This window comes from Pseudomonas sp. NFX98 (genome assembly GCF_047784845.1).
Classification (GTDB): Bacteria; Pseudomonadota; Gammaproteobacteria; order Pseudomonadales; family Pseudomonadaceae; genus Aquipseudomonas.
Map to the genome: position 1 here is coordinate 100,423 of NZ_JBLNNF010000002.1, position 22,111 is coordinate 122,533.

21 protein-coding genes and 1 pseudogene are annotated in these 22,111 nt (G+C 56.9%); 14 read left to right on the plus strand and 8 right to left on the minus strand.

The window, feature by feature from the left end; translation table 11 throughout:
• Nucleotides 1-102: 102 nt before the first annotated feature.
• Genes ACM110_RS02890 through ACM110_RS02910 form a run of 5 tightly spaced genes read right to left on the minus strand, consistent with a single transcriptional unit; the run spans nt 103 to nt 4,399 of the window.
• Nucleotides 103-1,029, minus strand: coding sequence for an amino acid ABC transporter permease (locus ACM110_RS02890; protein ID WP_416126480.1), 927 nt, complete (start codon nt 1,027-1,029; stop codon nt 103-105).
• The gene (locus tag ACM110_RS02895; protein WP_339552300.1) at nt 1,026-1,658 is read right to left on the minus strand and encodes an amino acid ABC transporter permease; all 633 of its coding nucleotides are present in this window, start codon (nt 1,656-1,658) and stop codon (nt 1,026-1,028) included. Before ACM110_RS02895 ends, ACM110_RS02890 begins: the two co-directional genes overlap by 4 nt.
• A gap of 21 nt (nt 1,659-1,679) precedes the next feature.
• Nucleotides 1,680-2,522 carry a glutamate ABC transporter substrate-binding protein gene (locus ACM110_RS02900; RefSeq protein WP_416126481.1) on the minus strand — a complete coding sequence of 281 codons (843 nt, stop codon included), beginning with the start codon at nt 2,520-2,522 and terminating at the stop codon, nt 1,680-1,682.
• A gap of 38 nt (nt 2,523-2,560) precedes the next feature.
• Nucleotides 2,561-3,325 (minus strand): amino acid ABC transporter ATP-binding protein, encoded by a 765-nt coding sequence (locus tag ACM110_RS02905; protein ID WP_416126482.1) that lies wholly within the window; start codon nt 3,323-3,325, stop codon nt 2,561-2,563.
• 51 nt (nt 3,326-3,376) lie between these two features.
• The gene (locus ACM110_RS02910; protein ID WP_416126483.1) at nt 3,377-4,399 is read right to left on the minus strand and encodes an asparaginase; all 1,023 of its coding nucleotides are present in this window, start codon (nt 4,397-4,399) and stop codon (nt 3,377-3,379) included.
• Between the two features lie 68 nt (nt 4,400-4,467).
• Between ACM110_RS02910 and ACM110_RS02915 the strand changes: the two genes are divergently transcribed.
• From ACM110_RS02915 to ACM110_RS02930, 4 genes and pseudogenes are all read left to right on the plus strand, one after another.
• On the plus strand, nt 4,468-5,538 hold the full coding sequence (locus ACM110_RS02915; protein WP_416126484.1) for a LysR family transcriptional regulator: 1,071 nt from the start codon (nt 4,468-4,470) through the stop codon (nt 5,536-5,538).
• A 280-nt stretch (nt 5,539-5,818) separates the two neighbouring features.
• Nucleotides 5,819-6,646, plus strand: a complete 828-nt coding sequence (locus ACM110_RS02920) for an EamA family transporter (protein WP_416126485.1) — start codon at nt 5,819-5,821, stop codon at nt 6,644-6,646.
• Nucleotides 6,647-6,833: 187 nt separating this feature from the next.
• The gene (locus ACM110_RS02925; RefSeq protein ID WP_416126486.1) at nt 6,834-7,151 is read left to right on the plus strand and encodes a DUF6966 domain-containing protein; all 318 of its coding nucleotides are present in this window, start codon (nt 6,834-6,836) and stop codon (nt 7,149-7,151) included.
• Between the two features lie 405 nt (nt 7,152-7,556).
• Nucleotides 7,557-7,778, plus strand: a pseudogene (locus ACM110_RS02930) (maleylacetate reductase); the annotation flags it as partial.
• Between the two features lie 221 nt (nt 7,779-7,999).
• On the opposite strand, the gene ACM110_RS02935 reads toward ACM110_RS02930, so the two are convergent.
• From ACM110_RS02935 to ACM110_RS02945, 3 genes are all read right to left on the minus strand, one after another.
• Nucleotides 8,000-8,305 (minus strand): hypothetical protein, encoded by a 306-nt coding sequence (locus ACM110_RS02935; protein WP_416126487.1) that lies wholly within the window; start codon nt 8,303-8,305, stop codon nt 8,000-8,002.
• A gap of 119 nt (nt 8,306-8,424) precedes the next feature.
• Nucleotides 8,425-8,643 carry a hypothetical protein gene (locus ACM110_RS02940; protein WP_416126488.1) on the minus strand — a complete coding sequence of 73 codons (219 nt, stop codon included), beginning with the start codon at nt 8,641-8,643 and terminating at the stop codon, nt 8,425-8,427.
• Nucleotides 8,644-8,779: 136 nt separating this feature from the next.
• Complete coding sequence (locus ACM110_RS02945; protein ID WP_416126489.1) at nt 8,780-9,757, minus strand: NAD-dependent epimerase; 978 nt, start codon at nt 9,755-9,757, stop codon at nt 8,780-8,782.
• A gap of 609 nt (nt 9,758-10,366) precedes the next feature.
• On the opposite strand from ACM110_RS02945, the gene rfaH reads away from it, so the two are divergent.
• The 10 genes from rfaH (at nt 10,367) to ACM110_RS02995 (ending at nt 22,099) form a co-directional block, all read left to right on the plus strand.
• Nucleotides 10,367-10,903, plus strand: coding sequence for a transcription/translation regulatory transformer protein RfaH (gene rfaH / locus ACM110_RS02950; protein WP_416126490.1), 537 nt, complete (start codon nt 10,367-10,369; stop codon nt 10,901-10,903).
• A 22-nt stretch (nt 10,904-10,925) separates the two neighbouring features.
• Nucleotides 10,926-12,086, plus strand: a complete 1,161-nt coding sequence (locus ACM110_RS02955; protein ID WP_416126491.1) for an outer membrane beta-barrel protein — start codon at nt 10,926-10,928, stop codon at nt 12,084-12,086.
• Nucleotides 12,087-12,098: 12 nt separating this feature from the next.
• Entirely contained in the window at nt 12,099-12,632 is a 534-nt protein-coding gene (locus tag ACM110_RS02960; RefSeq protein WP_338581142.1) for a polysaccharide biosynthesis/export family protein, read from the plus strand.
• 2 nt (nt 12,633-12,634) lie between these two features.
• On the plus strand, nt 12,635-14,953 hold the full coding sequence (locus tag ACM110_RS02965; protein ID WP_416126492.1) for a GumC family protein: 2,319 nt from the start codon (nt 12,635-12,637) through the stop codon (nt 14,951-14,953).
• 147 nt (nt 14,954-15,100) lie between these two features.
• Nucleotides 15,101-16,492: an undecaprenyl-phosphate glucose phosphotransferase gene (locus tag ACM110_RS02970; RefSeq protein ID WP_416126755.1), complete on the plus strand. Its 1,392-nt coding sequence runs from the start codon at nt 15,101-15,103 to the stop codon at nt 16,490-16,492.
• A gap of 48 nt (nt 16,493-16,540) precedes the next feature.
• Nucleotides 16,541-17,881 (plus strand): UDP-glucose dehydrogenase family protein, encoded by a 1,341-nt coding sequence (locus tag ACM110_RS02975; RefSeq protein WP_416126493.1) that lies wholly within the window; start codon nt 16,541-16,543, stop codon nt 17,879-17,881.
• Between the two features lie 12 nt (nt 17,882-17,893).
• Nucleotides 17,894-18,598 carry a WecB/TagA/CpsF family glycosyltransferase gene (locus ACM110_RS02980; RefSeq protein WP_416126494.1) on the plus strand — a complete coding sequence of 235 codons (705 nt, stop codon included), beginning with the start codon at nt 17,894-17,896 and terminating at the stop codon, nt 18,596-18,598.
• A gap of 2 nt (nt 18,599-18,600) precedes the next feature.
• A complete protein-coding gene (locus ACM110_RS02985) occupies nt 18,601-19,680 on the plus strand; it encodes a glycosyltransferase (protein WP_416126495.1) in 1,080 nt (359 codons plus the stop codon).
• Complete coding sequence (locus ACM110_RS02990) at nt 19,677-20,789, plus strand: glycosyltransferase (protein ID WP_416126496.1); 1,113 nt, start codon at nt 19,677-19,679, stop codon at nt 20,787-20,789. The genes ACM110_RS02985 and ACM110_RS02990 overlap by 4 nt, the downstream gene beginning before the upstream one ends.
• Nucleotides 20,786-22,099 (plus strand): O-antigen ligase family protein, encoded by a 1,314-nt coding sequence (locus tag ACM110_RS02995; RefSeq protein WP_416126497.1) that lies wholly within the window; start codon nt 20,786-20,788, stop codon nt 22,097-22,099. Before ACM110_RS02990 ends, ACM110_RS02995 begins: the two co-directional genes overlap by 4 nt.
• The last annotated feature ends 12 nt before the right edge of the window (nt 22,100-22,111 follow it).

Sequence of the window (22,111 nt, forward strand, 5' to 3'; positions counted from 1 at the left end):
ACGCCCGATGCATCGCATCGGGCGTTTTGTATTTCAAAGACAGGTGCGGCCGCTCCGGTCTTGCGGACTGACAGGATGAACAGTGCTGAATAGATAGCGCTGCTATTGATCCCGTCCCGACATTCGATCAGGCGCAGAGCGCAATCCCGACTGCATGACTGGAGCAGCCGAAACCGCTTCGACAAAGTTGCCCTCTGTGATAGTTGTCTTCGTTCGCTGACCGCGAGAATCATAAGCCTGTCGACGTTCAATCCAGCGACGCAGTGCCAACAGCAACGCACTGACAAACCCGTACATCACCGTGACAATAAACGCCGATTGCAACAACGACTGCGGCGCGAAGCTCGATATCTGCTGTGAACGTCGCAACAATTCTTCATACGGAATGATGTACCCCAAAGACGTGTCCTGGACGATCGCCAGAACGGCACTGACCAGCGTTGGCAACATCAGCTTCAGCGCCTGTGGCAATACCACCCACATCATCGCTTGATGATCGCGCATGCCTATGGAAAGCGCGGCCTCCTTCTGCCCGCGCCCCAACGAAAGAATGCCCGCACGTACAACCTCCGCTGTCATCGCGCTGTGATGCAGCACCATGCCGAAAATCAGGTAGCCCAGTGCCGACCAGTGCAACCCGATCGAAGGCAGCAGGATGACGGTAAACAGAATCAGCAACAGCAGCGGTACCGCGCGAAAACAACCGATGTAGCCCGCCGCCAGCGTGCGCACCCAAAATCGGTTCGACAACCGCGCCATCGCCAGAGGTACTGCAAGGCTGAAGGCGAGTACCGTACTGATCACCGCAGCCAGCAAGGTCGCCATCAGTCCGTCAAACAGGAACTTCAAGGTGCCCGGATGCAGGAAAATTTTCCAGCGATGGGCATCGAACTGACCACTCGCCTCCAGGCGATGCCCGACCGCGTACATAAAGCAGAACAACAGGGCCACGCCAACCACCGAGATGATCCGGTTCCGCCGCCTTGCAACAGGACCCGGCGGTTCGTAGAGCAGATTGTCCGCGCTCATCGCAGCACCGCCATTTTTTGCTCAAGGACGCGGAAGAACAGGCCCGCGGGAAGGGTCAACAGGAAATAGGCCGCCATTGCACCGAGGAACGTCGGCACGGCCAAGGCGGTGTCGAAGTTTATTTTTTGCGCGGTATAGGTGATGTCGGCGACACCGATCGCAGCACCGATAGCGGACGCCTTGATCTGAATGATGAACAGATTGCCCAGCGGGGCGATCACCGACTGCACCGCTTGCGGCAAAACCACCTCGCCCAGTATCTGATCAAACCGCATGCCGATACTGCGGGCTGCTTCGATCTGCCCGATGGGCACGGTGTTGATGCCCGACCGCACCACCTCGCAGATCCAGGCCGCGCTGTACAGCCCGAGTACCAGGACCGTCGAGGTGAACAGCGAGTACATGAAGCCCAGCTTCGGCAAGCCGAACGTGAACAACAACAATAACGCCAGCAGCGGCATCATCCGCATGAGTTCTACGTAACTGCTGGCAAACCAGCGAAAGGGTGGCCATGGGCTCACCCTCATGATCGCCAGAAGCAGTCCGAGAACGATCGCAATGGCAAAGGACAGCAGGGTCAGCTGCACGCTGACTGCAATGCCCCCCAGGAAGCGTTCGATATAAGACATCAGGCTCACCTCTGCCTCTCTTTACTGTTCGATCACTGGCACCTGAGGCGCACCGAGTCCCTCTTGCAGATCCTTACCGTACATTTCCTTCCACTGGCCATTCTCGATGGCGGCGCTCAGTTGGCTGTTGAGCCAGTCACGCCAGGTCGTATCCTCCTTGATGACGGCAATGCCGTACGGTTCTTCGGTGAACGGCGTGCCGACCACGCGCATTTTTCCGGGTTGACGCATGGACTCACCGACCAGCGTCGCACCGTCGTCGACGTATGCGTCGAAGCGCTTGTCGATCAGCCCCTCGACGCACGCCGAGGCATCGCTGAACGTCACGATCTTGGCCGCAGGCGCCAATGGCTTGAGGTTGCGCTCTACGGTGGTGCCACTCAGAACGCAGACCGTCTTGCCATCCAGGTCGGCGGTCTTTTTGATCGAATCGTCATCCGCGCGGACCAGAGAATCCTGGCCGGCGAGGTAGTACGGGCCCGCGAAACCAATGACCTTCTTGCGCTCATCGGTCACGGTCATGGTCGCGATGACCATGTCGACGCGTTTGTTTTCGACCAGCGGAATGCGGTTTTCCGGTGTGGTGCTGACCCATTCGATGTTGTCTTCGGAACCGGTGAGCCTTTTCGCCAGCATTCGGGCCAGGTCAGCCTCGAAACCTTCAACATCCCCCGTCATGGGGTTGCGCGACGAAAACATCAGGGTATTGAGCGAGCTGCCAACGACCAGCTTGCCGCGCTTCTGGACCTTGGCCATGGTCGAATCGGCCGGGAACTGCTCAACGGTAGAGGCCGACGCGGCCGAGGCGAACATGCAGGTAGCCAGGAGGGAGACGCCGAGGGAAGCGATTCGTTTTAAGCGCATGGTTGTTTTCTCTTGTTCTTGTGATGTTGTTGAGTGAATCAGTGTGCAAGGACCTTGGACAGAAACTCACGGGCGCGCTCCGAGCGAGGGGCGCTGAAAAATGTCTCGGGCGGAGCACTTTCGACGATCCGACCGGCGTCCATGAAAATGATGCGATCGGCGGCGGAGCGTGCGAAGCCCATTTCATGGGTGACGACCACCATGGTCATCCCGGTGCGGGCCAGATCGACCATGACCTTGAGCACCTCGTTGACCATTTCCGGATCAAGCGCCGAGGTCGGTTCGTCGAACAGCATCACGCTGGGTTTCATCGCCAGTGACCGGGCCAATGCCACACGCTGTTGCTGGCCGCCTGACAATTCAGCGGGATAGGACTTGCCCTTGTGTGCCAGGCCGACCTGATCAAGCAGTTGCAAGGCCCATGCGTCTGCATCCGCGCCGCGCATGCCGAGGACTTTTCGCGGGCCCATCGCGACGTTCTGCAACGCGGTGCGATGGGAAAACAGGTTGAAACTCTGGAAGACCATTCCGACCTTTGCGCGCATCCTGGCCAGCGCCCCACCCTCTTCCGGCAGGCGCTCGCCGTGCAGAAAGATATCGCCATCGGTGACGGTTTCCAGGCGGTTGATGCAACGACAGAGGGTCGATTTCCCAGAGCCCGACGGGCCGATGATCACCACCACCTCACCAGGCTGTACCTCCAGGTCGACATCAAACAGCACTTGCTGACTGCCGAAAAACTTGTTGACGGCACGCAGTGAAATGGCAGGCGTTTTTTGAGTGAACGATTGAGCCGATTGCATGGTTTCTGGTCTGCCTCAATGATCTGACACGTGCCCGGCAGGCACCCCGAACTAGACGAAATTCAAATTCACCGTGGCTTTCAATTGACCGGCTCGCGAACCGTTGTAACTTCTCAACACCGGATCGGCCCAGGGCGTCAGCAGCGGATTGTCGCTGTCCTGATCCAGCACCCCCAGTTGTTTGAGCACGGCAATGGTCACCGCGAACACGCTGGCGAAATCGCCGTCACTGATCTTGACCGCCACGCCCAAGCCACGACTGCGGATACCGACCGTCTGCACGCCATCGGCACCGGTTTTCGCAACCCAGTCACCATTCGAAGACATCGTGATGCCCAAGTCGGCGCGACCGGTCCCCGAGACCATTTCCGGATGGCTGCGCATGGCATCGAACAGCCGCCGCAATACGGGATCGAGGCTGGCGTCACCCCCCGCCTCGGCACTGGCCAACCGCGCCCACAACAGGGCCAGGCGCGACAACGGCATGCCCAGGTTTGGCGCGTTGCAGCCGTCGATTCCGGTCCAGAGCTGATTCTCCGCAACCCCTGTCAACGCCGCGACTACCCGCTGGATGTCGCGCTGCAAGGCATGTTCGGGGGACAGATAGGTTTCGTTGGGCAAACCATGCAGGCGGCAATACGCGAGGAAACCGCTGTGCTTGCCGGAACAGTTGTGGTGGCGCTGATCGTAGCGAAAACCCTGGGGCGGCAGATTGTCCGCCGTGTAGAAATCGGGCAGATGGCAACCACACCCCAAGTCAGTGGACGCTCGCTGGATTTTTGAGAGCATGCCACTCACAGCATTCACGTGTGCGGTTTCGCCCGAGTGACTGGCGCACATTATGGCCACTTGTTCATCGGAGAAGCCGAAGTGCTCGACTCCGCCATCCCGGACGAACGGAATGGCCTGGAATGGCTTGAGCGTGGAGCGGGAAAACATCATCGAACCGGGGTCGCCGGCATAGGCCAGCAAACTTCCTTCGTTATCAACGACAGCCACCGATCCCCAGTGGATGCGCTCCACGTGTTCGTTTCGGGTAGCAATGGCCAATGGAACGTGTGCGGGGAAATCCATGGTGATCTCGATACTCCAAAGTTCGCTACAGGGGTCTACGTCCCTATCGCAAATACGTGGTCGGTTGGATGAACGACGTGCGCACTTCGATCAAAAATGAGTCTATATTCAGTCAAATACTGATGGAATATCGCGAAACAGAATTCGGTTTTGCATCCAGCGCAAAGGCAACCACTTCCAACATGACGTCTGAAACGGCACGTATCGATCACTTGGGGGTCATGAGAGCACTGGTCAAAGTGGTCGAACTGGGCACCTTTTCCGCAGCGGCCCGGGAGATGCACGTCTCCCCTTCAACCCTGACCCGCATGATCACGACGCTGGAAAAATCCCTGGGCACGACCCTGCTGCACCGCACCACACACATCGTCGCCCTCACGGAAGCGGGCCAGATCTATCACGCGCGGGCGTTGTCGATGATCGCGGATCTGGACGACACCTTGCGTGTCGTCAGCGACCTCAACCTGGCGCCCAGCGGCCCGTTGAAACTCGTATCGCCGGTGGCATTCGGCAGACGGTTCCTCGCACCGCTGATCGCGCCATTCCTCCAGATGTATCCGGGTATTCAAATGGATCTGCGGTTGACCGACAACCACAATGACATGATCGTAGGCGGCTTTGATCTCGATATTCACGAGGGCGAAAATCATCTGGCGAACCTGGTTGCCTATCCAATCTGCCGCAACGATTCATTGCTGTGTGCCACACCCGACTATCTCAGACGCAACGGCCCTCCAGCCACCCCCGCCGAACTCAGCTCACATAATTGCCTGATCTACCTGCACCCTGACAGCGACCCGCATTGGTACTTCACCAAGGATGACGTAAAGCACTCGATTTTCCCCAAGGGTAATCTGCAATCGGACAACTCGGAGCTGCTGCTTGAAGCCGTCTGTGGCGGCCTGGGTATTGCAGAATTTGAAATCTGGCTGGTGCGTGACCAGCTCTTGAGCGGTGAATTGCAAATCGTGTTGCCTGAATATCGGTTTGTTAATTCACTGACCGGGAATCAAATCTACATGGCTTACCTTCCCAATCGACGTTACTCGACAAAAGTCAGGGTGCTGCGCGACTTTCTTCAAGACCGACTCAAGGGCATAAGCGAACTGCCTCCCGAGCTTTTCAAGTGTCGGTCATGAGCAGGTGCTCACGGTTAAATGAGCGAGCTTCCGGCAAAGATGCTGATTCGGGCCCGTCCGAAGATGTCGAGCAAATGCTGGAACGCGTCTACCAGGGAAGCTGCCTTTGCATATCAATCATCTTATGCGCTACTTATTACGCCAAAACCAGTGAGTCATAGTTCTGGACGATCGCCCGGAAACGATTCGGAAAAAGATATCGATGAGGGATGAGGAATTACTCTTCAAGTGATGCGAGGACTTCGCTTTAGTCGTGGCGCCCAATTGCTCAGGATGGCACATGCCCTATCACATTATCTTGCTCGTACTTTTCGCAGCACTCTTGCATGCCAGTTGGAATGCCGCATTGCGCGGTGGCGCCGACAGACTTTGGTCGATGACGATCATGTGCGTGGCGGTAGCCATCGCCAGCGGCACAATAGCCTTGTTTTTGGAAGCTCCGGCCCAAGCCAGCTGGTTCTACGCGGCGCTTTCAGCGGTGCTGCACGTTGGCTACAACTTGTTCCTGGTACGCAGCTATAAGGTTGGAGACCTTGGGCAAACTTACCCTATCTCACGGGGCTCCTCGCCTGTCCTGATTACCCTCGCCGCTTCGCTTTTTGCCGGAGAAACGGTTGGGCCAGTGGCGATGATCGGCATTTTACTGGTGTCAGGCGGCATCATCTCGCTGGCCTTTAGAGGGCGCAAACTTGCCGTTCCCAGTCTGCCTTACGCCCTGGGAACCGGTTGCTTCATTGCGGCTTATAGCGTGACGGATGGCATTGGCGTCCGCCTGTCCGGCGCGCCGATGGCATACACGGTATGGATGTGCGCCTTGTGGGGCGTCCTGATGCCTTTGGTGTATGTCGGTGTGCGCGACGCGAAAAGTTTATGTTCCTTGCGACCGGGGTTCATGTCGGCCTTCATTGGAGGTCTGGTTTCACTTCTGGCCTATGGCATCGTCATCTACGCCATGTCCGCCGCGCCCATGGGAGCGGTGTCGGCATTGCGCGAAACCAGCGTGTTGTTCGCGGCATTGATTGGATATTTTTTCTTGGGCGAAACACTGACTGTCCGAAAGGTATTGGCATGCGCGGTGATTGCTGTCGGCACGATCATCATTGGCTGACGGCAAGGGCGCAAAGCCGAGGTCAGCTTGGGGTCGGTTACCGCCCTTCGCGACAGGCAACTACCGGCCAGAAGGGGCCTGTGGACACCCTAATGGCGAAACAGTAGCTTATGTAGCTAGCGGCGAGAAATACTCAACAGCGGTTCACCCCGCCCATGCCGCGCTTCACTATGGACGATGTCGAGAAATGGGACCGAAAACTGAAGAGCTGATCTGCATTCTTGCTCAGCTTACAATCCTGCTCGAAAGCGATGGAGACACCCATTGGAGCTTTTGGATACGTAAGGCAAGGGCACTATTGCTGGATTCTGATTACTTTGGAATTGAGTACCTATTGTCAGCCTACGGCGGAATGGGCTCATTAAATGATCTCGTTCTTGGTCAAAGCTACGTCGACGGCGCCCTTTCCTGGAAGCCAGGTCATGTCGAGCTAAACGAGAGATTCATTGAGTTGCGCAACAAAGCCGAGCAGCTCGCTAACGCAATAAAACGGTCTCAAGCTTGATCTGGCACCTAAACAACGCCCCTGCAGCCGCGTTTGTGCATTCCCTTCGTGTCAATCCTTAGACGGCGGTAGATGAACCCAATTCTCGACACGGCAGCTAATAGACAACTGACACCCAGTTTCAACGAGTTGTCAGACTCTTGTTGGCTATCGTTAGCTGAAAACCTGATCCAACTTCAAGGGTTCAAACGATTGGGGTCACCTGTCATAGGCGTTGATGAAAGTATTCACCAGAATTTCCAATGTTCTGAATTCAGCCTCGCAGCCGGCTGGGACAACTGGTCTGGGCATTACTTGCTTTCAGACTCAGTGGCGGGCGATGTTTTTCTGCAAAAGCTCTTCGACCAGCTCCGATCCTGACAGGCGACTCAAGTCATTCGCTCCGCTGACTGGGAATGCTAGCCAGCGCTGAACGTGAATGACTGCAGTCCTGCCGCGGCGCTTTTCGATCTGTCCAACTCTCTCGGCGCACCGACCCGACTCAAAGATCTCGGTCTGACCGAAGCCGACCTGGATCGCGCCACCGATATCGCACTGTCTAATCCCTACTGGAACCCGAGGCCCATTGAAGCGGTGGCGATCCGTCAATTGCTGCAAGACGCTTATGAGGGTGTCCGTCCTAAATAATCCAAATAGAAAAAGGCAAACCGAGTGATGAAGCACTCGGCTTTGCCGTGTGATGCAAAGATTAAATCCGGGAAGTTCTACGCTGAGTTCTGAAAATTTGCCTCAGCGTCTGATTTTCAGTAATGGGACCAGACAGAATTGCCGGTCAGGGGTGGGACACGGGATTGCGTCGCCTTAGAGAAGCCCGCGACAAGGGGGCAATCGGAATGTTTCGAACGTGGTCAGGCACCTGACTCAGGATCGCTAGCCGGCATATTGCGCTGCTCCCTTTCATCGTCGTCAAGTTCGTTCATCCGGGCTGGGTCGGGATCGTCGACGCGGTTGTCAGGACCCGTTTCTGGATGCTCATCCGACACCGAGCGATTGGCATATACATCGGTCAAATCTTCGTCGACCGGTGCCTCGTCGTCTGGGGGCAGTGGGACCTCGGGCGCATCCCTCTCGGAGTCATGACCGGTTTCGTTGTCGGTCATACGTGTTTCCGGTTGCTGCGATTTGTTGCCAGGGGCGTTCTCGTCAATTTCCATGGTGGCTCTCCGTCTTCATGCCCGGAAATTCGGTGCTTAAACGTGAGAGAGTCACACCACGTTCGAGTGCCCGGCATTGGACGAATGGCAGAAAACGAAAAACCCTGAACACTGATGATTCACGCGACTTTCAGCGTATCGACACGTACACGCCCATCCGCCATGAGCTGCAGATATTCACGCCATTTTTTGAAAGCTTGCTGCTGTCTGTTGGAAGCTTCCAGCCACAAGGCGCCACCGATGTGCTCAACCGGGATGCACATCATCTGCTCGATCGCAAGATCAAGCTCATTGGCGAGCTCACGCCCATTCGGCAAATCAAGGATCAGTGGTCGCATGGAAACCTGCCTTCTTTTTTTGGGGCTATTGCATCGACTTGCCATTCTTTTATTCGTGCGCGAGCCCCGACGAACGGTTGCTGTAATCTCGACATGTGCCGCTGAGAACTCAAGAAAACCGTAACGCCAGCGAGACTCATACCCGATAAAAGTGGCGATACCAATTCACAAATTGCGGCACACCGGCTTCAATCTCCACTTGCGGAGAAAAACCGACCCAGTCTGCCAGCGCCGAAACATCGGCCCATGTATTGATGACATCGCCAGCCTGCATCGGCAAAAAATTGCGCTGAGCTTTAATGCCCAATGCCGATTCCAGACACTCGACAAAGTCCAGCAGCGCGACCGGCTTGCCGCGCCCTATGTTGAATATTCGGTTGACGCCTTCGGTCTCGGTTTCCGGGACCGGGGGCCTCGGGCACAGTCGGACAATGCTTTCGACAATGTCGTCAACGTAAGTGAAATCCCGCGCCATCTGACCATGATGGTAAATATCGATCGGCCAGCCTTGAAGTATTGCTTCGGTGAACTTGAACAGCGCCATGTCCGGCCTGCCCCAAGGTCCGTAGACGGTAAAAAAACGAAGCCCGCTGGCTTTCAGCCCGTAGAGATGGCAGTAGCTGTGGGCAAGTAACTCATTGGCGCGTTTGGTGGCGGCGTACAAGGAAACGGGTTGCTCGACTGCATCGTCGACGCTGAATGGCAATTTGCTGTTAGCGCCGTACACAGAACTGCTGGACGCATATATCAGGTGCGCAGGTCGATAGTGTCGACAGGCTTCCAGCACATTCAAAAACCCGACCAGGTTCGATTGCGCGTAGACATCCGGATTTTCCAGTGAGTGACGAACCCCTGCCTGCGCGGCCAGGTGAATGACTTCGGTGAACCCCTCTTCTTTGAATAACGCCATCAAGGCCGGTTTGTCGACAATGTCCATCGTCTGAAAACGGAAACCGGGCAACTCATTCAGTTGCGCGAGTCGGGCCAGCTTCAGTTTTACGCTATAGTAATCGTTGAGGTTGTCGATACCGACAACTTCAACACCTTCCTCGCACAATCGTTTAGCCGTGTGATGTCCAATAAATCCTGCCGCACCTGTCACCAGAATGGTCATAATACCCACCCGCTTGTTGAACCTCAGGCAGCTATTTATAGCGTCGCTTAATCACAAGATCCAGTTCATATAACCATGCCCCAATATTGGGTAGTGTCCTCTTGGCAACTAGCCAAACCCATGACTACGGACAGATAAAAAAGTTTAATCCGTTCGACGGAAAAAAATTCGTCTTTAAAATCAAATATTTGAAATAAATCAACTTTACTTTTGGATGGATGGCATTTTTTTTGACAAGGAACGTTTGACAGCTTGTCGAGAGTGGTCAATAACTACACGGGTCTGTTGAAATAGAATACGAATACAGTTTTCTTCGTAGTCTCTATTCCTTAGGCAACTTACGAATTCATTGTTTTGATCCTGCTCCCTGACAAGGACCGTGCGGTAGCTTTGTCTTTAAAAAACCACTCAATGGTTATACCCGAAAGACTGTCAGATATAACGCACTAGACAAGTTCACTGTTACATCCATGCAACAGTTGTGACTCATTACTGATACACACTTACGAGCATCGCATATAACAATAACTCTGCCTGACTTAATTACTTATCGGCCCTCAGTAGAGCCACTGCCTGCCTAAACTTTCGATTTTTACGGAGTTTACCAGCATGCCCGCAATCAGCTCCGAGCGTTCCAACTGGTACCTGTTGCAATGCAAACCTCACCAGGACGAACGTGCCCATCTCAATCTGCTTCAACAACACTATGCCGTTTTTCATCCTCAGGTGCTGAGTGAGCGCGTGATTCGTGGAAAACGACAGCAGGTACGGGAATCCCTTTTTCCCGGTTATCTGTTTATCCATCTTGGAGGTAACGACAATTGGGCGCCCATACGCTCCACCCGTGGCGTCAGTCGTTTCGTCGAATTCAATCATGGTCCAGCGACGGTGGCCGAGAACGTCATCGAGCATCTGCGTGCGCGCTGTTTCGAATCATCGATATCTCGCGATGGCCCGCCGCTTACACCCGGTGACCACTTGCAGATAATCCGTGGGCCACTGTCATCACTCGAGGGAGTTTTCATTACTTCGCAGGGGCCGGAGCGCGTCATGATCCTGCTTCAATTTCTGAATCGGAACCAAACGATTTGCATGCCACTACGTGATCTCGAACGTCAGCTATCCTCGTTTCACCCCAATATCTGACTGTTTGTCTAGGAGCCATGACATGGCCTTGAGTTCACGCTGCCCTTTTGCACTGCTTATGGTCTCTCTTTACCCGGGAGTGGCCTGGAGTCTCGATCCGGCGCCTATCAATGTTTACGGATTCGATTTCACTCCGACCTTTCTGGTTTCAGAAAGCTATGACGATAACTTCCGGGAGCTGGAGAACGATAAGCAGTCCTCGATGGTCACCAAGCTGGTGCCCAATTTCGAGCTCAAGGCCGAAGATCGCAACAGCGCCACCCGGCTGATCTGGCAGCCCGCCCGCTACATTTACCACGATGAATCAGATGCCTCGTACACCGCACAACGGGTGCGGGCGGACAGCATCATGGAGTTCACCGACCGGCACCGTTTGAAACTCGAAGCCGAGTACCGCAAATGGGAGCGCACCGAATCGACGGCGGTCGAAGGCGAAAATGACAAGTTCAACAACAAACGGGTGGGTGGTCTGTACACCTTCGGCGCCAAGAGCGCGGACAACCAGATCGATTTGGGCGCCAGCTACGCGGAGCTTCGTTCAGACAATTCCGACGGCATCAACGACGACAAAGAACGAAATACCACCGCACTCACCAGTACCTGGTATCACCGCATCGGCAGCAATACCCGTGGCCTGCTGGAATACGACCATACCGATTTTGACTACCAGGAACCCAACAGCACGCGCAGCAGCAAATCCAACGCGCTATACGCCGGTGCCGCCTGGGACATCACGGCCAAGACCACCGGTAAAGTACGCCTCGGTTACGAGAAAAAAGACTTCGACAGCAGCGAATCCAAGGATCTCGACAACCCGACTTGGCAAGTGGACATGCAATGGAAGCCACGCACCTATTCAACGTTCACCTTTGTCGCCCGCCAGGCACTCGCCGAAGGCGACGACGGTGCCGATGCCGTGAAGTCGACCTTTACCCAGGTCGGTTGGCGCCATGGCTGGACGGACCGGATCACCACCGTGGCACAGGCCGGGTTCGGTCGGTATGTCTACGAAGGCCAGAGCCGCACGGACGATTTACAGGACTACAACCTGGCGGTGATTTATGCGATGCGCCGGTGGCTGGATATCGAACTCGGCTATCGGTTCCGCGACAACGACTCGGATGCCGACAACGAAAGTTTTACCCGCAACGTAGTTCAGATCAGCTTCAACGTAAGCCTCTAAGAGGGTTTCGCCATGAAATCGCATACTCTTGGCCTGTTGTTCGCACTGGCGGTTCTACCCAATAGCTATGCAGCCGATCCCGACACTCAGTACAAACTGGCTGCCGGCGACGTCTTGCGCATCATCGTGTTCGGCGAGCCGGAGTTGAGCATGAAAAAGATCCGCCTGAGCGATGCCGGGACGTTTTCCTACCCCTTTCTGGGAGAGATTTCCGCGAAAGGACTGACCCCCAACCAAGTCGAAAAAATCATCGTCGACGGACTTAAACAAGGGTACCTGACCGACCCGAAAGTCAGCTTGAGCCAGATCGAATACCGTGCGTTCTACATCAACGGCGAAGTGAAAAAACCCGGTAATTATCCATTCATACCCGGGCTGACCCTGGAGAAAGCCATTGCCCTGGGCGGTGGCTTGACCGAACGGGCTTCGATCAAGCGCGTAACCATCGTGCGCGGTGATGGCGGCGCCACGCTCACCGATGAAGTGACCCGAAACACCACGATTGGCCCCGGTGACACCATTTCCATTGCACAAGGCTTTTTCTAATCATGGACAACAGCCCTAGCACCTACGTCGAACGTCCTCTTCAAACGCATGTACATCAGCATCAACAGTACAGCGAAGACAAGGACACCATTGACCTGCTCGCGCTCTGGAGGGTGATCTGGCGCGCCAAATGGAACATCGCCTTACTGGTCCTGCTTTGCTGTGCGTTGGCGGCCCTCGCGGTTTCGGCCATTACCCCGCAATACATCGGCAGTACCACCCTGCTGTTCAACGATAAAACACCGCCACTGATGTCTTTCCAGCAAGTCAAGGACTCGGGCAGCAACGCTACGGAATACTTGCAGACGCAACAAGCGCTGCTGCAATCGCGAGAGCTTGCCGAACGCGCGGTGAAAAAACTCGGCCTGACCACCAACCCGATCACCGACCCGCGCCAGCAACCGACATCTTGGTTCACACCGCGCAAATGGCTGGCACAGCTCGAGCTAGACCAATGGCTGCCGGGACTGAGCACATGGGTACCGATAAAAAACGCGCCCAGCGAAGACGACGTGTTCAATCAGGTCACGCAAAATCTCATGCTCAATACCAGCGTCAAATTCGTAGGGAAAAGCCAGCTGCTGGAAATCGAGGTCGAACTGCCGGACCCGGTTCTCGCGGCAGCGGCGGCCAACGCGCTGGCTCAGGGCTTTACCGACAGTCAATTGGACACCAGCGAGAAATCCTCGCAGGCCACCACAGCCTGGATGAACACACGACTGGTCAAGCTGCGCGACAACTTGCGTGTCGCCGAGAAAAAGCTCCAGGGCTATCGGGAAGAGCAAGGGCTCGTCGACGTCGGCGGTGTTGCCACTATCAGCGCCAACGAACTGGAGATGACCGGCAATCGCATGGTTGATGCCCGTCGTAACCGCGCCGAAGCCGAGAGCGAGTACCGTCAGGCGAAAGCCCTGAGCAACGGCGATCTGAGTCGACTCTCCAGCGTGCCGGCAGTCTTGAGTAACCCGTTGGTCCAGCAATTTCAGGCGGATCGGGCCAAGGCTCAAGCCAAGGTCGATGAGCTGGCAGGACGCTATGGGCCGAAACACCCGAGCCTGATTTCCGCGCAGTCCGAATTGCGCGCGGCCACCACGAGCCTGCAATTGCAAGTGCAGCAGGTGGTCGCCGGGATCGAACGGCAGTACCAGCTCGCCTCGGCCAGTGAAGCCTCGCTGCGCCAATCCTTCAATAGCAACAAGGCGCAGATCCAGGACATTGCCCGCAAAGAGTTCCAGCTGCGCGAGTTCCAGCGTGAAGTCGACAGCACCCGCGCGCTGTATGAAACCTTCGTCACCCGCTTGAAGGAAACCGCCGCCACCGCCGACATGGACTCCACCAAAGTACGCATTGTCGACTCGGCCATTGTTCCCGTAGAAGCAAGCAAGCCTCGTAAAAAATTGATTGTGGGGATCGTCGGATTAGTCGCGGCGGTGTTTGGCATGGCGCTGGCCTTGCTCATGGACAAACTGAGCAACACCTTCAAGACTGATGAATCGATTGAAAGCACGTTGAACGTTCCGCTGCTCAGCGTGGTACCGCTGGTCCTGAAAAAAAGCCGGCGGCAATTGGCGCGATTGTTCGAGGACAATGAGAACCCGCGCTTCTCCGAGACCATTCGCAACTTGCGCACCTGGCTGATGTTGCAAAGCAGTGATATGCCGTCGCAGGTGGTACTGGTCACTTCAACCGTTTCCGGTGAAGGCAAAAGCACCATTGCCAATAACCTGGCCAGCTCGCTCACTCCGCTGGAGCGTGTGTTGCTGATCGATGCGGATATGCGTCAGCCAACCCTTTCGCTGAACTTTGACTTTGCGCCTGACAGTCCGGGGCTGGCCAATGTGATTGCAGGCACTGCGAGGCTCGAAGACTGCATCGTTTCGGTGGGCAATCTGGACATGCTGCCGGCCGGAATGGTCATGCCGTCTTCCTCGGATCTGTTCACTGCACCGCGCCTGCCTTCCCCGGCCGAGGCCCTTAACCCGTCCCGCCAGCCTCCGCCGCAGGATCTGCTCAGCTCACCGCGCATGGAGCGCATGCTTGAGGCGCTGAAATCGCGTTACCGCCACATCATTATCGATTCACCCCCTGCGGAGATGATCAGCGACGCGCTATTGCTGGCCAGGCATTCAGACGCGGTGATCTATGTGGTCAAGGCCGACAGCACGCCGATCAGCCAGGTCCAGAGGGGCATAGCCACATTGAAACAAAGCCACGTGCCGGTATTTGGCGCAGTGCTCAATCAGGTAGACCTGCGCAAGGCGCGCAAGTACGGCTACCACCATTCCAAGTCGTTTTATAACTACGACTTCGCACCCCGGTAAAACCCGGTCCCTCGGTCTGTCACCGGACCTGTTTCATCCATCACAACAATTAGCTTCACCTCTGCCGAGCTACGGAAAGCCTGCGGGAGCCACGCCGTGTCTGCTCCCTCAGCGCTGATGCATTCTTCCTCCCTTGAGGTCAAGCCCATGACACCGCTCTACACCAATCAAATGGCACACCGCCGAGGCCTGACGTTCTGGGGGCAATGGTTGTGTGCGATGACGCTGGCGATCGCGCTGTTGATGCTTCTCGTGTATTGGCGAGTCGGCAGTCTGACCAGCGGATACCGCATTCTGATAATCCTGACTGTGCTCGGTTCAGTGCCGATCTACAGCATGATGCAGGTTTACCACAAGCGTCATGGCCTGGTGGTCGGGCTCGGTCGGCTACTGGTTGCCTGGCTGATCCTGCTGGCGGTCCTGGCGGCCATTGCGTTCTTCACCCAGACCAGTGCGATTTACTCGCGCCAGGTCATTATGGTCTGGGCGGTTTTGGGTTTTGTCGTCCAGGCCGGGAGCTTTCTGCCCCTGCACTACTTCGCCCGGCTGCATTCGCGGATGATCTGCAGGGAACGTCGCTCGGTGATCATCGGCACGTGTCCGACGGCCCATGAACTTGCGAAAAAACTGACCCGACCGAACCGTGCCCTGGCATTGGGTTTCATCGCCGCAGCCGATGACAGCGGGCCGGCACCGAGCATTTTGCCGTTGCTGGGCCATGTCGATGAGATCCGCGAGATCATCACCCGACTGGAAGTACGCCGCGTCTACATCGTCCTGACGATGGCGCACGCAGCCACCATCGAAGCGCTGTACATCGATCTGCTGGACATGAACGTTGACGTGGTGTGGATCCCGGATTTCGGCAGCATGGTGCTGCTCAATCATTCGATTTCCGAAATAGAACGAATGCCGGCCATCTATCTCAACGAGAGCCTGATCAGCTCGCATCCCGCCAGTCTTTTTTGCAAGGACCTGTTCGAACGCAGCCTGGCGGCCATCGCCATTATTGTCCTCAGCCCGTTGCTGGTAGGCGTAGCGATTGCCGTCAAGATGACCTCCGCCGGCCCGGTGCTGTTCACGCAAAACCGACATGGCTGCAACGGCGAAGTGATCACGGTCTGGAAGTTTCGTTCGATGCGCCTCCACGACGACCGTGACGTACGCCAGGCCACCCGTGACGATGATCGTGTCACGCCGCTCGGACGCTTCCTGCGTCGCAGTTCCATCGACGAATTGCCACAGTTGTTCAACGTATTGTTCGGCCAGATGGCCCTGGTCGGCCCCCGGCCCCATGCCGTTACACACAACATTTATTACACCGGCAAAGTGCGCGCCTACATGGCTCGTCACCGCCTCAAACCAGGAATTACCGGGTTGGCCCAGATCACCGGGCATCGAGGCGAAACCGAAACGGTGGAAAAGATGCAGCTGCGCGTCGCCCAGGACCTCAATTACATCAACCAATGGTCGCTGTGGCTGGACATCAAAATCCTCATCAAAACCCCCTTCACGCTGTTCTCCAAAAACATCTATTGACGCCCTGCCCAATCGTGGACCTGTGCCACGACGACCCGAGGTTAGATCATGAATGTGAGCGTATTCGGTATTGGTTATGTGGGCCTGGTACAAGGCGCCGCGCTGGCGGAAGTCGGACACCACGTCCTCTGCGTGGATGTCGACATTGCCAAGGTCCAGGCGCTGAAGGACGGCACGCTGCCCCTCTACGAGCCGGGTCTGAAAAATCTGGTACGTGAAAATTATCAAAGTGGTCGACTGCAGTTCGCCACTGACCTTGTCAGCGCCGTCCACCATGGGGATGTGCTGTTGATCGCTGTGGGCACGCCGCCTGATGAAGATGGCTCGGCAGACCTTAAATACGTGCTGGAGGTAGCGCAAACCATCGCGCTGAACATGGACCGCCATCAGATCATCGTCGACAAATCCACCGTTCCGGTCGGCACCGGTGACCGGGTGCGCGCACAGATCGAGCAGGTGCTGGCCGACAACGGTCGCAGCCATCTGACCTTCGATGTGGTTTCAAACCCCGAGTTTCTCAAGGAAGGCTGCGCGGTCGAGGACTGCATACGTCCCGACCGGATAATCATCGGCACCGACAGCCCGCACGCCGAAGCGGTCATGCGCGAGCTGTACGAGCCGTTCAATCGCAATCGCGAAAAAATCATCGTCATGGACATGCGCAGCGCCGAGCTCACCAAGTACGCGGCCAATTGCATGCTGGCGACCAAGATCAGTTTCATGAACGAAATGGCCTGCCTGGCCGAAAAACTTGGCGCCGATATCGAGATGGTTCGACACGGCATCGGCTCCGATCCGCGCATCGGGTATCAATTCATTTACCCGGGCCTGGGCTATGGCGGGTCGTGTTTTCCCAAGGACGTGCAGGCACTGATCCAGGTGGCCACCAGCGTCGACATAGACGCCCGGGTACTCAAAGCCGTCGAGTCGCGCAACCACGAACAGAAAGCCAGCCTGTACACCCGGATTTTCGATCACTTCGATGGGGCCCTTCGCGGCAAGACGTTCGCCTTGTGGGGCCTGAGTTTCAAACCCAACACCGACGACATGCGCGAAGCCCCCAGCCGGGTCTTGATGGAAGCGTTGTGGCATGCCGGCGCCAGCGTCCAGGCGTACGACCCCAAAGCCATGGAAGAAGCCCAACGCCTTTATGGCTCGCGCGATGACCTGGTACTGGCGGGCACCAAAGAGGCGGCGCTGAAGAATGCCGACGCGCTGATCATCGTCACCGAGTGGCAATCGTTTCGGGCACCGGACTTCGACCTGCTCATCCGGCAGCTCAAGCAACCGTTGATTTTTGACGGGCGCAATTTGTTCGATCCACAGCGGTTGAGCAAGCGCGGCATTACCTACGTCTCCGTTGGCCGCCAAACCCACCCGGTCTACTGACAGGAGCTGCCCATGATCAGTCTGCAGATAGTCCGGCATTACTCACCGTCATTGCTCGACGCAAACCAGGCGTATTCGTTCATCAACTTTGCGTCCATCGGCAGTTTTATCGAGCAGACGCCGAGCACCGTCGCCTATTTTTGCGACGGTATGCTGATGTCGCTGTTCATGTCCCGAGTGACCGGCTGTGCGATCGACCGAGTCAGTTTCGACTTCACCTCTATTGCCGACGCGGTACTGGGTAGCGCCGAGCAACAGCGCAAACGCGTGTATTTCGTTGGCGCCCGGCAGGCTGAGCTGGAGCTGTTCATCGGCAAGATCAGGACGCTCTATCCGCGGCTGACCATCGCCGGTTATCACAACGGCTACTTCGATGCATCCCGGGCCGAAGACATTCAGGCCGACATCCGCCGCAGCGAAGCGAACATCCTGATCGTCGGCCTTGGTGCCGGGCTACAGGAACGGTTCGAACTGGATGCGTTGCGTGCAGGCTTTCGTGGAGTCGCCTTTACCTGTGGCGGATTCATTCACCAGGAAGCCATGGCTACCCACAATTACTACCCCCCGGTGATCAATCAACTGCATCTGCGCGCGTTTTACCGGATGTATCGCGAGCCCCATACGATCAAACGCTACCTCCTCGATTATCCGAGCAATTTTTTACACCTGCTGAGGCTACTCGTTCAGCGCAAAGTCGCCATCAGCGTGGGGGAATGACCATGCACATCCTGTTCATTCTCAAGGATTTCAGAGTGGGAGGCGGTATCGAGCGCGTCCAGCAACGGTTGTCCGAGCAGTTTCTCAAGGACGGCCAACGCGTGAGCTTTTTCGTCATGAATGGTGACACGGCGAACACCGCGGGTGTGCAAACGCTCAACGGCGCTGGCGGCGGCATCGTGGGCTTGCTCAAGTCCATCGTGCTGTTGCGCCGACTCATTCGCCGTGAGGGCATAACCCACCTGATTTCGGCCAAGGAGCAGGCCAACCTTTGCACCTGGTTCGCCACGCTGGGCCTTCCTTGCAAGGTCATCTATAGCCGCCACGCGACACTGGATTGCTCCGAACAGAAAACCGGCCCCTCAAGCTTGCGCCTGCTCTATGCGCTGTACCTCTGCGGCAGCGGCAAGGTCGTAACGGTTTCAACGGCCCTGCGCCAGTCGCTTGTCGACCTGATGCCCTGGGGTCGCCAACGCATCCGTTATTGCCCCAACGCCGTGGTCACCGACCAACTGCTGCAAGCCTCAAAGGCGCCGCTGCCCGACGGCATACCCCGCGACTATTGGTTGGGGTTGGGCCGCCTCGTCGAGCCCAAAGGGTTTCATCTGTTGCTCGATGCCTACGCTCTGGCGCTGCGTAGCAAAGCACTGCCGGACCTGGTGATCGCCGGCGACGGTCCCTTGCTCGATGCATTGACCGCCCAGGCCAGGCAATTGGGCATCTCGGACCGCGTGCACTTCAGCGGATATCTGAGCAATCCCTATCCGCTGCTCAGGCACGCACGGCTGTTCATTCTGAGCTCTCTGCAGGAAGGCATGCCGACCGTACTGATCGAAGCGCTGGCGCTGGGTACGCACGTACTGGCGTGCGACTGCGAGAGCGGGCCGAGGGAATTGCTGGACAACGGCCGGCTGGGTCAACTGGTCAACGTCAACGACGTACCCGCCCTGGCAAATGGAATGCTGCGCAGCCTGACTTCACCGGATTGCGTTGCGCCGAGCGCAAAAATGCTCGCCGATGCCATCCATCCGTACACCAGCCAGTACGCTGCGAAAACGTACTACCAGGTATGGAACCAATGAAAAAGTTGCTGATAATCCTGCATGACCTCAGCGCAGGCGGGGCCGAGAAAATGATGGCGCGCCTCGCCAGCGCACTGGTGGACGCCGGCAATGACGTGACCTTGCTGATGCTCACCGGTGGCGGCCTGCATGCGGCGCACCTCGACCCGCGGGTCAAACAGGTTGAATTGCGCAGCCCGCGTACCGCGCGTGCCGTACCGGCGCTCGCGCGATTTCTGCGTACAAATCGCTTCGACGCGCAATTGGCCGCCCTGACTCACGTCAACGTAGTGGCCATCGTCGCCGCATTGCTGTCGGGAACACTGACACGGTTGCATGTCAGCGAGCGCAATGCGTTTTCCCATGACAAGCATGTCAATCCCGACTTCATGGTGCGTCTGGCGTATCTGGTGGCGCCGCTGCTGTATCGGCTGATTCCCAATCCGGTGATCTGCGTCTCGCGAGGTGTCGCCCAGGATCTGGTCGACACCACCATTGCACGTGGCCGGGACGTGACCATTGCCGACAACCCGGTCCTTGATGACGACTTTCGCAACAAAGCGCCGCAGCGGCCCAGTCACCACTGGCTCCTGGAAAAGTCCGGACAGGTGATTGTCGCCGTGGGGCGCCTGGCGGCGCAAAAAGGCTTCGACACCTTGATCAGCGCCTTCGCCTTGTTGCCGGACACCAACACGCGCCTGATCATTTTTGGCGAAGGCGCGCTGAGGGTCCCGTTGCAAGACCTGGCCCGAACCCTCGGCGTGGCGGATCGAGTCGATCTGCCGGGCTATGCCAGCGACCCTGTGGCTGAAGTGGCAGCAGCCGACTGCTTTGTGCTGTCGTCGCGCTTCGAGGGCAGTCCCAATGCGCTGGTCGAAGCCTTGTCCACCGGCACTCCGGTGGTGTCGACTCGCTGCCCCCATGGCCCGCAAGACATTCTCCTCGGAGGCATCGTCGCGCCACTGGTGGCCGTCGACGACCCGGCCGCCCTGGCCCAAGCGATTGCTCTGCAACTCTCGACACCACGAGATTTGCAGCGGCTGTCCCGCATCGATGCCGCAGCGCGCTTCATGAATGGCCGCGCAGTCGAAACCTACCTTGCGGCGTTGCTCCGGAGACCATCGCCATGAGTACGCTGGAGATCAGATATAGCACCCTGCGCGACGCCTTCACTCTGTTCGGCGTGCTGTTCTACATCCAGGTCATCACGTTTGTCCTGAGTCTGGGTGGCGCATCCAGCTTCGGTGACATCAGCAAAGACCTCGAAGGCAACGTCGCCAATCAGATCTGCGGCCTCATCACACTGTTGGTGCCCCTGTTCTTCTTCATCCGCAACAAAGTGTTCCTGAGCAAAACCTTTTACCGCAGCAACTTCTTTCTACTGGTGTTCATAGTCTGTGTCGTTGCATCGATCGGTTGGTCCAACGATCCGATGCTGAGTCTCAAGCGGTTTATCGCACTGCTCAGCGTGATGTTTTTTGCCGGTTTCATCGCCTATAACTACCCACTTGAAAAAATCACCTACATGCTCGGCTGTGCCATCGGCGTGGCGGCGATGATCGGATTGATACTCGCCGTGGTCATGCCTGACGTCGCGTTCTTGTCCGGTGGCATTCGCGACGGTGCATTCAAGGGGGTTTTTGCTGAAAAGAACGCTGGAGCCCGGCTCAACGCAATCGCCATCCTGTTGTTGATACCGTCGATCCGCCAACGCAATCGCTGGGCCCTCTTCTGCTCGTTTTTTTCGCTGATCGCCATCCTGCTCGCGCAATCGGCAACCGGCGTGGCATTGATCGTTTCCGGTACGCTGAGCTACTGGTATTTCCTCACCTTGATCCGGCTCCGGATCAACCGCTCGCAGTGGCTGTTTTTCGGTTGCACGCTGGCGTTCCTGCTGGTTTGCCTGTTGCTGTACAACCATCTTTCGTGGCTGCTGGAGATGGCCGGTCGTGATCCGTCGCTCACTGACCGCACATTGATCTGGGAGCTGCTCGCGCCATTTATCGACGATCAATGGCTCAAAGGCTACGGCTTTGGTGCCTTCTGGGCCAGCCCCGACGCTGATGCTTTCATCCGTCGCTGGGGCTATATAGGCAATGCCCACAGCGGTTACGTGGAAACCCTGCTCAATGGCGGCGCTATCCAGCTGGCTGCGCTCGTCTTGCTGCTGGCCGAAGCGCTGCTCAAACAATACCGCGCCGTAACGGCCAACCAGGCCGCACAGTTTCGCGCCAGCGCCCTGGTGATCATCGGCTTGTTCATCGTCACCAATTATGTGGCGTACGTGATTCCCAATTACCGCTCCGCCGAGTTTTTGGTGTTTTGCACCCTGGCCCTGTCCTTTCGGCATCACCACGCGACATACCCCGAGCCATCACCGACAACCCTGCGCCAGCGTCAGGCTGGCCGAGAATTCCAGCGCGATTCAGCCAAGGCGTAACAAAAAGGAGAA

What these genes read in the sequence shown, in the direction of transcription:
- rfaH (WP_416126490.1), top strand. Translation starts at nt 10,367, where the DNA reads ATGCCCGCAATCAGCTCCGAGCGTTCCAACTGGTACCTGTTGCAATGC.
- ACM110_RS02995 (WP_416126497.1), top strand. Translation starts at nt 20,786, where the DNA reads ATGAGTACGCTGGAGATCAGATATAGCACCCTGCGCGACGCCTTCACT.
- ACM110_RS02960 (WP_338581142.1), top strand. Translation starts at nt 12,099, where the DNA reads ATGAAATCGCATACTCTTGGCCTGTTGTTCGCACTGGCGGTTCTACCC.
- ACM110_RS02940 (WP_416126488.1), bottom strand. Translation starts at nt 8,643, where the DNA reads ATGCGACCACTGATCCTTGATTTGCCGAATGGGCGTGAGCTCGCCAAT.
- ACM110_RS02990 (WP_416126496.1), top strand. Translation starts at nt 19,677, where the DNA reads ATGAAAAAGTTGCTGATAATCCTGCATGACCTCAGCGCAGGCGGGGCC.
- ACM110_RS02890 (WP_416126480.1), bottom strand. Translation starts at nt 1,029, where the DNA reads ATGAGCGCGGACAATCTGCTCTACGAACCGCCGGGTCCTGTTGCAAGG.
- ACM110_RS02970 (WP_416126755.1), top strand. Translation starts at nt 15,101, where the DNA reads ATGACACCGCTCTACACCAATCAAATGGCACACCGCCGAGGCCTGACG.
- ACM110_RS02980 (WP_416126494.1), top strand. Translation starts at nt 17,894, where the DNA reads ATGATCAGTCTGCAGATAGTCCGGCATTACTCACCGTCATTGCTCGAC.
- ACM110_RS02925 (WP_416126486.1), top strand. Translation starts at nt 6,834, where the DNA reads ATGGGACCGAAAACTGAAGAGCTGATCTGCATTCTTGCTCAGCTTACA.
- ACM110_RS02900 (WP_416126481.1), bottom strand. Translation starts at nt 2,522, where the DNA reads ATGCGCTTAAAACGAATCGCTTCCCTCGGCGTCTCCCTCCTGGCTACC.
- ACM110_RS02905 (WP_416126482.1), bottom strand. Translation starts at nt 3,325, where the DNA reads ATGCAATCGGCTCAATCGTTCACTCAAAAAACGCCTGCCATTTCACTG.
- ACM110_RS02910 (WP_416126483.1), bottom strand. Translation starts at nt 4,399, where the DNA reads ATGGATTTCCCCGCACACGTTCCATTGGCCATTGCTACCCGAAACGAA.
- ACM110_RS02935 (WP_416126487.1), bottom strand. Translation starts at nt 8,305, where the DNA reads ATGGAAATTGACGAGAACGCCCCTGGCAACAAATCGCAGCAACCGGAA.
- ACM110_RS02975 (WP_416126493.1), top strand. Translation starts at nt 16,541, where the DNA reads ATGAATGTGAGCGTATTCGGTATTGGTTATGTGGGCCTGGTACAAGGC.
- ACM110_RS02915 (WP_416126484.1), top strand. Translation starts at nt 4,468, where the DNA reads ATGAACGACGTGCGCACTTCGATCAAAAATGAGTCTATATTCAGTCAA.
- ACM110_RS02895 (WP_339552300.1), bottom strand. Translation starts at nt 1,658, where the DNA reads ATGTCTTATATCGAACGCTTCCTGGGGGGCATTGCAGTCAGCGTGCAG.
- ACM110_RS02945 (WP_416126489.1), bottom strand. Translation starts at nt 9,757, where the DNA reads ATGACCATTCTGGTGACAGGTGCGGCAGGATTTATTGGACATCACACG.
- ACM110_RS02965 (WP_416126492.1), top strand. Translation starts at nt 12,635, where the DNA reads ATGGACAACAGCCCTAGCACCTACGTCGAACGTCCTCTTCAAACGCAT.
- ACM110_RS02955 (WP_416126491.1), top strand. Translation starts at nt 10,926, where the DNA reads ATGGCCTTGAGTTCACGCTGCCCTTTTGCACTGCTTATGGTCTCTCTT.
- ACM110_RS02920 (WP_416126485.1), top strand. Translation starts at nt 5,819, where the DNA reads ATGCCCTATCACATTATCTTGCTCGTACTTTTCGCAGCACTCTTGCAT.
- ACM110_RS02985 (WP_416126495.1), top strand. Translation starts at nt 18,601, where the DNA reads ATGCACATCCTGTTCATTCTCAAGGATTTCAGAGTGGGAGGCGGTATC.